Origin of the sequence: Occallatibacter sp. (assembly GCF_049802275.1) — a bacterium.
GTDB lineage: Bacteria > Acidobacteriota > Terriglobia > Terriglobales > Acidobacteriaceae > Telmatobacter.
The window spans coordinates 1-12589 of sequence record NZ_JBARMD010000602.1 but is presented as its reverse complement, the minus strand read 5'-3'; the positions used below and the strand labels follow the sequence as shown (position 1 = coordinate 12589).

Here is a 12589-nt window from a genome sequence, read left to right as displayed (position 1 = left end):
GGCGGCTACTTCCTCATCGAGGCCTCCGACCTTGATGCCGCCTTATCCTGGGCGGCGCGTTGCCCCGGCGCTCAGCACGGCATCGTTGAAGTCCGGCCGATCTGGACAATGTAGCCCATGGGCGGATGCGAAGAGACGGGAGCGCGCGACCTGGCCGAGCAGGTTGCGCGCCGCAGTTATGGCAAACTCGTCGCATTTCTCGCGGCACGCACGCGCGACGTCGCCGCCGCTGAAGATGCGCTTTCCGATGCATTTGCATCCGCACTTGCCGACTGGCCCCGCAACGGCTGCCCACAAAACCCTGAAGCGTGGCTGATGACCGTGGCTCGACGCAAGTTTCTTGACACTGCGCGCTCGCACCGGCGTGAAATCTACTCCGACGAAATTGCAGACACCACTGCGGCCATCGAAGCCGGCGTCGATGCCGCTGAAATTCCGGATCGCCGCCTTGGCCTCATGTTCGCCTGTGCACACCCCGCCATCGATCGCGCCATCCGCGCGCCGCTCATGCTGCAAGCCATTCTGGGACTGGACGCTGCGCGAATCGCTTCCGCGTTCCTCATTTCGCCCGCCACCATGAGCCAGAGGCTGGTGCGCGCTAAAAACAAGATCCGGCACGCCGGCATTCCTCTCGATACACCCGATCGCGGCGAACTCCGCAACCGCCTCGATACTGTGCTCGAAGCCATTTACGCGGCCTTCGCGGAGGGTTGGATCGACGCTGCCGGTACAGATGTGGCTCGGCGCGACCTGGCGGAAGAGGCCATCTACCTGGGACGGCTCGTTACAGAATTGCTGCCGGATGAGCCGGAAGGCCTCGGGCTTCTCGCGCTGATGCTTCACGCTGAATCGCGACGTCGTGCGCGCCGAACCAGCGATGGTGAGTACGTCCCGCTGGCGCTGCAGGACCCATCACGCTGGAATGGGAAGATGATCACAGAAGCTGAGTCCCTACTCCATCGCGCCAGTGCGATGAATGCCCTGGGACGCTACCAACTCGAGGCGGCTATCCAGTCGGCGCATGCAGTACGGGCTCGCACAGGTCAATCCGATTGGGCAGCGATCGTGCAGCTCTATGACGCGCTGATCGCGCTCAATGGATCGCCTGTCGCCGCCATCAATCGCGCTCTCGCTGTTGCCGAGTTGAAAGGCACACATCAGGCGCTCGCGGATCTGAATGCTGTCGCTGCCGATCCCCGCCTTGCGGAATATCAACCCTATTGGGCGGCACGCGCAGAACTGCTGGCCCGCATCAACTCCCGGCATGAAGCAAATCACGCCTACTCGGTCGCCATTGGCCTCGAGCGCGACTCGTCAGTGCGGCGCTTCCTGGAACAGCGGAGAAGCTTAGTAGACGAATAAGGGCTTGTACTGGTTGTGCCCTCCAGTACAAAATTTTCCGAAGCGTAATGTTCCTGCATGTCCAAAGGTCACCTGCGCAAATTTGCCTTAAAAATAACTTAAGACACTCGCAACTTTCTTCCACGCGCTCGTGTTCCGGGCTATAGGGACACAGCCAACAGCCGACCTTTCCACGCGAGCTGAGGTCCAACACGCGAAAAGCTCCGTGAGGCCACGGACGATCGCAGAAAGTGCGGTAAGTCTGGAATGTTCATTTCAAAGTCAGGAAGGCACAGCCTTCCATCTCTTGTTGCATTGACGCTGGTCACTCTTTTGGTGACAGGCTGCGGCAGCGTTACCCCCTCCACCAATAACAACGCGCAGACGGTCATTGGCTCTTCATTCGTCGTCGGCACCGACGCGCCGATGGCCAGTGTTGTCTCGTTCACCGTGAATGTAAGCATCTCCGCAACCGACGGAAGCGGCAATACCGTGCAGTTGACCAGCGGTTCCCCGACGGTTGACTTTGCACGCTTCAACGGACTCCAGACGCTGATCGATATGAATGACGTTCCGGTTGGCACCTACAGCAACGTGTCGATCGCGCTGAGCAACGGTACCATCGGCTATCTCGACGCCAGCACCACGGAGCCGACCATCAAGACCATGACAGCAAATTTATCGCCGGCCACCGTGACCTATACGCTGGCTAAACCCATGGTCGTGGCCCAATCCGGCGCGCCAGTGGGTCTGCACATGGACCTCAATCTGCGCAAATCGATTGTCGTGAGCGGAGGCCAGATCACCGGCGACGTCACCCCCACCTTCACCGTCAACGGAGTCAACAACAACGACAAGGGCGCCTACATCGATGAATTCGACGCAGCGGTTGTCAGTTCCGACGCGGGCAAGCAGACAATCACGATTCAAGGTCCACACGGTCGTCAATTCACCGTAAACGTCAATGGTCAAACCGAGTGGGACGGCAGCGCGGCATTCAGCGATTTAACATCCAGCAGCATCGTGCAAGTCTCCGGCACGCTCGACCGCGCTGATGCAACCATCGACGCTGACGAAATCGCCATCCTCTCCGATACCGGCTTCTACGCGAGCGGTCAAGTGACATACGTGAACCCATCGTCTGGGCCGGCGACAAGCTTTGACTTGTATGTGCGCGGCCTGTTGCCCACCACAACTGGACTTGCACAAGGCCAGCTCGCAACCATTGACCTAAGCGGCAGCGAAAGGTACTCAATTTATTGGGCACATGGCCCGTTGGCGCAATTCCTCTTCAATCAGAACGCGCTCCTTCCCGGCCAGCACATTGCAGTCGGAGGACCGGCGACCGGCGCAACCAATGCCAGTGCCGTCACAGTCAAGCGCGTTGTCCTGCGTCACTGGGGCTTCAATGGGACCGTCGTTCCGGGCAGCGTGAATGCCGGCACCGAATCCTTCCAGATGGAGGTGAATGGATTCGCAGGCCTGCTAGTTCCACAAACCGTCACGGTCTACATCGCAAACAATTGCGAGTTCCGCGACGGACTCACGCAATTGTCTGACCTCTCGTCGGCTACCAACGTGCGCGTCGTCGGCCTGTTACTCAAGAATCCGGCCAACGGCAACACTGTTCTCGTCGGGCACTACGTCGACGACTTGAATTGAGCTGAGAACTGCATCGCTTCAACGCCGGAACCAGGGCTGCAATTGCGGCTCAGGTTTCGGCGTTTTCTTTTTCGCGTTAGAAAAGGTCGCCAATCGGCGGAAACGTCAGGAGCATACCGCACGCCAGCAGGAGGAACGCAATTCCGTTGATTGGCCCCAGTTTTACATTGCGCTTTCGCCAGCAGTAATGAAGTAGAGCCCAGGCCGCGACCCACACAAGAATTGCTGCCGTAGAAACTCCTGAGAGCGGCCCGGTGGGCCGATAAATGTTGAGTACGCGCGCGAGGGCCGGCAGTTTGTCTGCAAGAACGGAAAGAGCTCCCATCGTGAAGCAACCGATCCCCGCAGCAAGCACCGCCGCTGCGCCGGGACCATTCGGCATCGCTATCACCGATAGGTTGTTCGCCGGTGCGCTTGCCATTACCTCTCGCTTCCCTGCATCAGCTTGATCATCCCGCCGCCCTCAACCGGAGCGCGCTTGTTCAACTCCGCGCCGAAGAATCCGGCAATACCGGCGCTCGCGAACGAGGCAAAAACAAAGATCAGAACAGCTGCGCGCAATTGCGGATAGTTGGTCAGGCAACGCCGGTAGCGCAGGAAGACCGACGCCGCCATGGTGATCGAAATAGGCGTAGTCCAGGCAATGTGCTCTTTCCACTCCATGCCGATTGCATGCCAACCGATGGTGCTCGGATTGGATTTGAGCAGCCCCTGCGGAAACGCGTTGAGCGCGGCCGTACCCGCCGGAGGCACCGCGCGGTACCACGGATAGATGGCGTACGCGCCCGTCAGTACCGTGACCCACGCAACTACCGCCATCACGACCAGCCACCTGCCCAAGAACGTCTGGTCCTCAATGGAGATCGGCTGCAAGGAATCGGGTTTGTAGCGACGATACAACTCGACTATTGCAAACGAACACGCCAGCAGATACAGAGTGCCGAATCCCATGCCATGCAACAGCGTCCAGAGACCCCGCGTTGTCATCTCCATCGCATTGCTCCCCTGATTAAGGCGGGTCGCCTCAGTCAGCGCATCAAAATCCGTTCTTCAGCGCGCGTCCTGAATACATAGCGTTTTGCAGCATTGCCTTTTTATCGGTGGAATCCTTGTCTTTGTCATCCTTTTTGTCGTCCTTGCCCCACGTCCAGTAAAGGCCGAGATACGCGTAGTTCTCGGTCTGGCCGGCAACGGAATGACCATAAGCGAATAGAAGCTGCATGGTTTCTTCACCCTTCAGGTGCCAGTACCCGCCGGCGTCGATCATCGTCGAAGCTTGCGTCTGCGGCGCGGCATAACCTTCACCGCCGTGCGAGAACACCTCCGCGGCAAGCTCCAGTTTCTTGTTCATCTCGCGCTTTACCAGAAAGCCACCGTAGGGGAAATTGTGATACCCGGTCTGCGGCACCACTGTCTCGCCCGCGCCGCCGTCGAACAGCCACTTGCCCTCGTTCTTCTGCAACCAAAGTGGCAGGCGGTACCAGACTTTCCCCACGCCTAGTCCCTTGTCGTAGTTGCCCGTCGGCATCTCAAACATGGTGAACGTGCCGATCTGCGGAATCGCCTTCGTCTCCTTGATGATCGCGAGCTTCACGCCAAGCTCCATATCCATCAGCCCTTGCGCGCTTGGGCCCGTTCCGCCCGGCAAGTAGGTTGGATTGTTCGAGGGATAGATCCCGCCCCAAGGCAGGATCGCATGCAGTTGCACGCGCGGCACCGCTCCCCAGTTAAATTCAAATGCAGGCCCAGAGTAATCCGTCTCCGCCGGCGTCCCATCAGTGGACCCGAAAATGTAGAACTCGTAGTGCTTGAAATCCACCGGCACAGGATCGTCGACCTGAAAAGGCGGACCCTGCGCCCAGAGCCTCGTTCCGCTCAGGCACAAGATCGCGATCATCGCCACCGTGAAGACCTGCGGCGGGATTCGCATCAACCAACGCTTCCGGTTATGGGGGAATTGCACCGATGAGGAAGCCATCCTCAGCCGAAGTTATATCGAATTTCGATAACAGTCAAGGCGGGACAAGTCAGGGAGGTATATTTGTCTTTGTGGTAGATCAGAAGCGCGAACTATTTGACGGTCTCATCCGCATCCACGTGCTGCTGCACGCCGTGCACGAGCCCATCTTCGGACTCGCCATGATGAAGGAACTCGCGCACCACGACTACCGCATCGGCCCCGGTACGCTCTATCCTCTTCTGCACGGACTAGAGCGATCGGGCCTGCTGCGCTCTGCCTTCGATCACGTTGATGGCCGCCGACGACGTCTATATAAGATCACACCTGCCGGAAAACGAGCCCTCGAAAAGGCTAAGGGAAAGGTGGACGAACTGCACCACGAATTGCACGAAGAGCATCCGCGCAAGCTGACCGATAAACCCAGATAGGATGTGTCTGGGGGCCCCAGATCGACGAATACAACGGGCTATTCCGCGCGGAATCCCGTCCTCTGCTCACGCATGTTCGACGACTCCAGCGCACAGTAGACCAGCAGCGCTCAACTACCCGGCAAGCCCGTGCTTCACCAGGTCGCTTACGACGCGACCTTCCGCGCGTGCGCCCGCTTGCGCTAGCCGTGCCTGCACGGCCTTGATCACCGGTCCCATGTCCTTCGACGTTGGCGCGCGGCCAGTCAAGTTCGCGTGTTCGGCAATCACCTCCGCAACCAGCGCCCGCAGTCCAGCTTCGTCCAGCGCCTTCGGCAGAAACTCTTCGATCACCACGATCTCCGCAGCTTCTTTTGCGGCCAGTTCCGGGCGATTGCCTTTCGTGAATTGATCGATCGAGTCGCGCCGCTGTTTGATCATCGTGGCCAGCGCTTGCTGTTCTTCAACCGGCGTCAGAGCCTCACGCTTTTCAATCGCCTTGTTTTTCAGTGCGTTCTTGATCAGCCGCAGAGTCTGCGTGCGCTCCGCATCGTGCAATTTCAATGCGGTAATCACCTGCTTGCTGATCTCCGCTTCCAGTACGCCTGCGTCCATCGTGGCTCCTCACAATCACTCGTCGAATTGTTCAACTCATCTAGTCTATCGCTTGCCAAATCAATGAATCAGGATTTCCGCGTCGTCGTACTCGTAACAACGTTGCGCGATACAAATCTTCAGTTTTCACATGATCAAAACCTTCTACAAAAACGGTTTATTACGATACTGCAGTGGGAACCGCTGCAATACACAACTGCGACTTTTTTGCCAGCGGCGCAATCTAATTCGTAGAGGGTTATAGAGAATGAAAAGCCGATCAATGACATTACTTGCTCTGCTCGGTTTGGGACTTATGGGGTCTCCGTTGTTTGCCGCGGATCAAGGGAACCAAGCCAGGCAAGCGGTCCCTGGCACCGTGAACTACGTTGAAGGCTCTGTCTATTTAGAGGGATCGCAATTAAACACACAGGAAGTTGGAAACGCAACCCTGCAACCTGGCCAGAAAATCACCACCGCGAACGGCAAGGCCGAAATCCTGTTGACTCCGGGTGTTTTTCTACGTCTGGACGATAACAGCACCGCCAAAATGGTTTCGCCTGACCTGACGCTCACGCAGGTGGCGCTCGATAAAGGTCGCGCCGGGATCGAAGTGGACGAGATTCACGACCAGAACGATCTGCAGGTGATCGACGATAACGTAACCACGCGCCTCAACAAGCGCGGCTACTACGAATTCGACGCCGACAAGCCTGAAGTCATGGTCTTCAAAGGCGAAGCGCATGTGCAGGTCGACGACAACAAATGGATCAAGATCAAGGGCCACCATGAGTTTGCTCTGAATGATGAACAGGCCCTTGCCAAGGAAAAACCGGGCGACTTCAACGAGAACGACGCCAAAGATGAACTCTACAACTGGAACAGCCTGCGCTCGGAGTACATGGCGGAGGCCAACAATCAGATGGCCGTTCAATACGCCGGTCCCTATTCAGGCCCCGGTTGGTACTGGGACCCATGGGCCTACAACTTCGCCTACATGGGGTTCGGTCCTTTCGCCAGCCCATTCGGTTGGGGATTCTATCCCTTTGGCTGGGGTGGCTTCTATCCCTATGGCGGAGGATTCTACGGCGGCTACTACGGCCACTACCGGTATGGACACGCCGGCACAATCCATCACGGGGTTGTCGGTGGAACGGTTCGCGCAAATCCGGGCCGCTTCGAAGGCTTCCACAACAGCAGAGGCTTCGAAGGCTTCCACAACGGAGCAGGTTTTGGCGGCTTCCACGGTGGTGGCGGACATCGCTAACGTTGGGCGGGGTTGAAAATCCGCATGGCCTCCGGAGGATTCCCGGGGGCCTTTCTTGTGCGCCACGAAATTGCCGGCACTCTCCGAGTTCACGGTGGGCGGCCACCTGTAGCCCGTATCCGGACTTTTCCACGTACTCGATTTTTGCACAGCATAATTTCACATAAATCACAAATATGTGTATTATGTGATTTCGGTTGCTGGATTCATTCCACCTGCCACCGACTGCTAATCAATCGCTCCAGGAGGCTAAGTCCATGATTCGCAAGACCCGTCTTTTTACCCCCGGTCCGACGCCGCTGCTGCCCGCCGCTCAGTTCGCCATGGCTGCAGCCGACATGCACCATCGCACTCCCGAGTTCCGCGCCCTCTTCCAGAAGGTGCTCGCACAGCTAAAGATCTTCGTGGGAACGAAGAACGATGTCCTCCTGCTTTCGTCCTCCGGAACTGGCGCGATGGAAGCCTCGGTTTCAAATCTCACGTCGCCCGGCGATCGAGTCCTGGTTCTTACCGCTGGAAAATTCGGTGAACGCTGGACTGGACTTGCCAAAGCCTTCGGATGCGAGCCCGACGTTCTCACCGCGCCTTACGGACAAACTTTTAGCCTCGCCGATATCCGTGAGGCTCTCAAGCCCGGGCACCGCGCGGTTTACGTGCAGGCCACTGAAACCTCCACCGCGGTCCGACACGACATTGAAGCCATCGCAAAGGTGATTCACGAAGTCGCACCCGACGCGCTTCTTGTCGTTGACGGCATCACCGGACTCGGCACCACGCACTTCGATGTGGACGCCTGGGGCATCGACATCCTCATCGGCGGCTCGCAAAAAGCTGTCATGATTCCTCCCGGCCTTGCCTATCTCAGCGTCAGCGAAAAAGCCTGGGCGGCGATGGAGAAGTCGAAGAACCCGCGCTACTACTTCGACCTCCGCAAGGAGCGCAAGAACGCCGTAAAGGGAGAAAGCGCGTACACCCCCGCAGTTGCTCTGATAGCCGGGCTTGGTGCCGCGCTCGACTACATCGCCGGACAGGCCGGCGGTGATCTCGAGAAGGGGCGCATTGCCCTGATCGATAACGCGCAGGTCAACGCCGCGGCCACTCGCGCCGGACTTGTCGCTCTCGGCTTCACACTCTTTGCACCGACTGCGCCCGCTGCGGCCGCAACCGCTGTTGCCGTTCCTGAAGGGATGGATTCCGGCGCAGTAGTGAAAGCATTGAAAGCGAAGTTCGCGCTGGTCACGGCCAACGGACAGGGAGAGATGCAGGGAAAGATCTTCCGCGTCGCGCATCTCGGCTTCTTCGACTACCTCGACACCATTGCCTTTCTCGGCGCCATGGAGCACATCGCGAAGGACACTCTGGGACTCAAAGTCGAATACGGCCAGGCAGTGGCGGCAGCGCAAAAGGTGTACGCGGAAGCGGCGAAGGGATAGCGGAGCTGGCGGAGTTAGCGCCGTTCCGGCGTTAGCGGAGTTAGGCTTGGTGTCGAAACGCCTTTGCTAACGCCGCCAACACGCGCGAAGCGCGGCTAACACCGCTAACTCCGCTTCCACTAAAGGAATCAACATGACGGAACTGAGTTTCGGCGAAAAACTTCTCATCGCGCGCAAGCAACTCGACCTCTACTCCTATCAGATGGCCGAGTTGCTTGGCGTGCATCCAAATTCGATAACCAAGTACGAGCGCGGCGAAGGCAAGCCACATGCAGCCGTCGTCCGCATGTTCGACCTGCTCTGCGAGAAACACAACATCCGTTTCGACGAATTTGAAACCGGGTCCGCCACCGCGGCCAAGGGAGACAAGATGAAGATCGTTCTGGCGGAAAAGGTATCCCCCGCAACCCTCGCCGTTTTTGCAGCCGAACCTGGATGGGAAGTCCTCACACACGACCAGTTGCCAAATGGCCTGCCCGCTGCACTCGCAGACGCCGATGCTCTCGTCGTCCGCAGCGCCGTCCAGGTTGACGACGCACTGATGGAGCACGCGCCGAAACTGCGCGTCATTGGCCGCGCCGGTGTAGGAGTCGACAACATCGATGCCGAAGCTGCCACGCGCCGCGGCGTTGTTGTCATGAACACTCCCGGCGCCAACGCTGTCGCCGTCGCTGAGCTCACAATCGGCCTTATGCTGGCGCTTGCCCGCAAACTCCCCACGGCCAATAGCACCATGCACGCCGGCAAGTGGGAGAAGAAGAGCCTCCAGGGCGCGGAACTGCGCGGCAAAACCCTCGGCATCCTCGGCCTCGGCCGCATCGGGCTTGAAGTTGCTCGCCGTGCCCGTGGCTTCGGTCTCGATATCATCGGCAGCGATCCGTTCGTCTCCGCCGCCATCGCCCGCGAAAATGGCATCCGCCTGGTTGCACTTGATGAAGTCATCGCCGGCTCGGACTACATCACGCTTCACGTCGGCCTGACGCCGCAAACCGCCGGGGTCATCAATGCAAAATCTCTCGCCCTGATGAAGAAGGGCGTTCGCATCATCAACTGCGCGCGCGGTGAACTGGTTGACGAAGCGGCACTCGTCGCTGCGCTCAAATCAGGCCACGTCGGCGGCGCCGCACTCGATGTGTTTACCGTCGAGCCACCGAAAGACTCACCCTACGCTGAATTCGACAATGTCATTCTCACTCCTCACATCGCAGGCTCCACAGCCGAGGCACAAGAGGCCGTCGGCCTTCAGATCGCCATGCAGGTGCGCGAATATCTCAAACTCGGCGTAGTCCAGAACGCGGTGAACCTGCCTTCGCTGAGCCACGAAGAGTACGTCCAGCTCGCGCCCTACATCGACCTCGCTGGTCGTCTCGGATCGTTCCTTGCGCAGGCGTGCAAATGCGGAATCGAGGCCATCGATCTCACCTACGGCGGTGCGCTCGCCGAAGCCAAAACCGATCTTGTGCGCAACGCTGCTATCGAAGGCCTTCTGCAGGGCTCAGAGAATGTGAATCGCATCAATTCCGCAGCAATTGCACAAGAGCGCGGCATCCGTGTGCACGAGGAAAGAGAAGAGAGCCATCGCGGCGGAGCGGCAACCGTCCTCACCATCAACCTGCACACATCCGCAGGTGCCAGCCACGCCACGGCAACTGTAATTCACGGCGAGCAGCCGCGCCTGCTTGAGTTCGACGGCATCGACATTGAAGCGCCACTCGAAGGCAATCTGCTTGTATGCCGCAATCTCGACGTTCCGGGCGTCATCGGCAAGATCGGAACCATCCTCGGCGAGCAAGGCGTCAACATCGCGAATTTCGCCCTCGGCCGCGAACGAACAGGCGACAAGCCCGTCAAGGCTCTCGCAGTTGTGCAAGTGGACGCGCCAGTTTCCAGCGCAGTTCTCGACGCCCTTATGACCATTGAAGCTCTGCTCGAAACCAAACTCGTCCAACTCTAACGATCAAGTGCAACCATTAGGCTGCATGTTATCAATCTAAGAGCGCTGGTCTCCTGAGCATCGGTGGTAAGACGCCTGCAGTCGGAGGATCTGTCGTAAAACTCCCGACCTCGGCACGAACGCGGGTGCCCCATCCGAGCTCCGCTCGGGTGGGAAAGGACGATGTGACCAGCAGGTTTTCAATCTTTCCTCGTGCTGCAGCGAACAATCAGTCTCGTTGAACACCTGCTTAACCCATCACGCCCGGCTTCCCCAGCCACGAACGCACGAAAGCCGCTTGGCCCACGTGATAGGTCTCGTGCAGAGCCATGAAGTTCACCGTGCCACAAAGTTTTCCATCGGCACTCGGCGGACCCGGCTTCGGAGCAGGCATGTCGAGCAGATCATCTGAAGCAGACTCAAGCGCTGCATTGAGCCGAATACAGGATTCCTCCCACGCCTCTGTCATCTCCGTGGGAGTGGGAGCCTCCGGCGATTCCACGCACTTCGCGCCCCGCGCATAAAGATGCATCCACGGTTTCGACCACGCGTCGCCCAGCCGCGCCAGAACCATCGACCGCGAGTACGCAAGATGTCCTACGATCCACAGGATGTGATTACAGTGACCATTCGGCCTCGTCAGCCAATCCGCATCACTCAGTCCCGCAAGACCCTGTTTCAGAAAACTGGCGTTCAGGTTGTAACTCTGTGACGCAACGGCAAGACGTGGCGAAAGGGACATCGTGATCTTCCTCCTGATTGTCCCATCAGATTACACGCCCGCCATACGACGGCGATATTGCGTTCCTGCAAAATCCCTTTCCATTTAGGGGCAACGCGGTTGCATGCCCCGGCGGCAGAGCCCCATAATGGGCGGGATTCCAGCGCTTTTATCGCGGCCCGCCCATCGAAATCCTCAGCTACTGCACCGGATGCGCTTTTCCATTCTGCAGGCTCTCATTAATAATCGACTTCACCTTCTGGTCCGCTTCCTGGGCTATCCTTCCCTGCTCGGCTCCCAGACGACCCTGCTGCGCTCCCAGTGCGCCCATTTTTTCCCCAAGCTCGCCCATCCTGGTGCCGAATTCCCCTTGCCGTTCGCCGATCCGCCCTTGTATCTCACCGATTCGGGATTGCAATTCTCCGAGCCTCTCCTGCAGATCGGCGAACTGTTCCTGCGTCATATTCTTTCCCTCGTTCGCCTTCAACTTTGCCATCGCCTCATCGATCTTTGCGATCTCCTTGCTCATGTCCGGTGTCGGAACGCTCACAGCTTCCTGTTGTCGCCCAATTTCTTCCTGCTGTTTGCCGAGTGCCTCCTGCTGCTTGCCAAGAGCTTCCTGCTGCGCCCCCAGCGCCTCCATCGGCTTGTACATCGCTTCGATCTGATTCAGGATCGCGGGATCGTCGACAAAGTAGGCTTTGCCATCGTGCGTGAACCACAGAAAGTCCCCGTGCGCCTGTTTGCGCGCCTTATCGATCTCTTCGCGCCGCCCTTCGATCCAGTCGCCTGAGAACGTCATATGTTCCTTGTCGCCGCCGCGGATCACCGCATACGACTGTCCATTGGACGAATACGAGTAGTGATAACCGGAATGCTTGCCATTGCTGCTATACGACGAGTTCCCGCTCTCGGTAGTAGTGCTCTGCCCTACTCCGTATCCGTACCCCACACCGTAGCTGGCGCGCGGCGCAATGATTGCCATCGTCGGCGCCATCGGCGCAACCATGATCATGTTCTTCCGTGCGAGCTCGCTGTCTTTCAGCGCTTTCATCATCAATTCGCGACGCGCGGGGCTCAGTGGCATAATCGCCAGCACCGGCGGAGCATCCGGCGCACGCGGAGTAATCGTGAGCACTGAAGGGCTTCGCGGAGCTGCCGGTGCAGCCAAGGCTGCGGGCGCTCCAACCTTTGCAGGTGGTTCGGGTGCAACTGCAGCCGCAGGCGACGGCGGCTCGTCGAGAATCTGCACAGGCTGCGACACACCGCTC

Annotated in this window: 13 protein-coding genes; 7 read left to right on the top strand and 6 right to left on the bottom strand. The window is 58.6% G+C overall.

Going from position 1 to position 12589, the window contains the following annotated elements:
• From WA354_RS20440 to WA354_RS20430, 3 genes are all read left to right on the top strand, one after another.
• Positions 1–114: YciI family protein (locus tag WA354_RS20440; protein WP_472814869.1), on the top strand; the 114-nt coding region annotated here is incomplete at its 5' end.
• Between the two features lie 3 nt (positions 115–117).
• Entirely contained in the window at positions 118–1362 is a 1245-nt protein-coding gene (locus WA354_RS20435; RefSeq protein WP_472814868.1) for an RNA polymerase sigma factor, read from the top strand.
• 246 nt (positions 1363–1608) lie between these two features.
• On the top strand, positions 1609–3003 hold the full coding sequence (locus tag WA354_RS20430) for a DUF4382 domain-containing protein (protein ID WP_472814867.1): 1395 nt from the start codon (positions 1609–1611) through the stop codon (positions 3001–3003).
• Positions 3004–3079: 76 nt separating this feature from the next.
• Here the strand turns inward: WA354_RS20430 and WA354_RS20425 are convergent, their stop codons facing one another.
• From WA354_RS20425 to WA354_RS20415, 3 genes are read right to left on the bottom strand one after another with little or no spacing between them, the layout of a single operon-like run.
• Entirely contained in the window at positions 3080–3424 is a 345-nt protein-coding gene (locus tag WA354_RS20425) for a hypothetical protein (protein ID WP_472814866.1), read from the bottom strand.
• Positions 3424–3996 carry a hypothetical protein gene (locus tag WA354_RS20420; RefSeq protein ID WP_472814865.1) on the bottom strand — a complete coding sequence of 191 codons (573 nt, stop codon included), beginning with the start codon at positions 3994–3996 and terminating at the stop codon, positions 3424–3426. Before WA354_RS20420 ends, WA354_RS20425 begins: the two co-directional genes overlap by 1 nt.
• Positions 3997–4039: 43 nt before the next feature.
• Entirely contained in the window at positions 4040–4933 is an 894-nt protein-coding gene (locus tag WA354_RS20415; protein ID WP_472814864.1) for a transporter family protein, read from the bottom strand.
• 119 nt (positions 4934–5052) lie between these two features.
• Here WA354_RS20415 and WA354_RS20410 point away from each other — a divergent pair, with 119 nt between their 5' ends.
• Positions 5053–5391 carry a PadR family transcriptional regulator gene (locus tag WA354_RS20410; protein WP_472814863.1) on the top strand — a complete coding sequence of 113 codons (339 nt, stop codon included), beginning with the start codon at positions 5053–5055 and terminating at the stop codon, positions 5389–5391.
• 114 nt (positions 5392–5505) lie between these two features.
• On the opposite strand, the gene WA354_RS20405 is transcribed toward WA354_RS20410, so the two are convergent.
• Positions 5506–5985, bottom strand: coding sequence for a GatB/YqeY domain-containing protein (locus WA354_RS20405; protein ID WP_472814862.1), 480 nt, complete (start codon positions 5983–5985; stop codon positions 5506–5508).
• A gap of 262 nt (positions 5986–6247) precedes the next feature.
• On the opposite strand from WA354_RS20405, the gene WA354_RS20400 reads away from it, so the two are divergent.
• The 3 genes from WA354_RS20400 (at position 6248) to serA (ending at position 10618) form a co-directional block, all read left to right on the top strand.
• Positions 6248–7231 (top strand): FecR domain-containing protein, encoded by a 984-nt coding sequence (locus tag WA354_RS20400; protein WP_472814861.1) that lies wholly within the window; start codon positions 6248–6250, stop codon positions 7229–7231.
• Between the two features lie 257 nt (positions 7232–7488).
• Positions 7489–8664, top strand: coding sequence for a pyridoxal-phosphate-dependent aminotransferase family protein (locus tag WA354_RS20395; RefSeq protein WP_472814860.1), 1176 nt, complete (start codon positions 7489–7491; stop codon positions 8662–8664).
• 133 nt (positions 8665–8797) lie between these two features.
• Positions 8798–10618 (top strand): phosphoglycerate dehydrogenase, encoded by a 1821-nt coding sequence (gene serA / locus WA354_RS20390; RefSeq protein ID WP_472814859.1) that lies wholly within the window; start codon positions 8798–8800, stop codon positions 10616–10618.
• A 229-nt stretch (positions 10619–10847) separates the two neighbouring features.
• On the opposite strand, the gene WA354_RS20385 is transcribed toward serA, so the two are convergent.
• Both WA354_RS20385 and WA354_RS20380 read right to left on the bottom strand, forming a co-directional pair.
• The gene (locus tag WA354_RS20385) at positions 10848–11339 is read right to left on the bottom strand and encodes a DinB family protein (protein WP_472814858.1); all 492 of its coding nucleotides are present in this window, start codon (positions 11337–11339) and stop codon (positions 10848–10850) included.
• A gap of 178 nt (positions 11340–11517) precedes the next feature.
• Positions 11518–12589: hypothetical protein (locus WA354_RS20380; protein WP_472814857.1), on the bottom strand; the 1072-nt coding region annotated here is incomplete at its 5' end.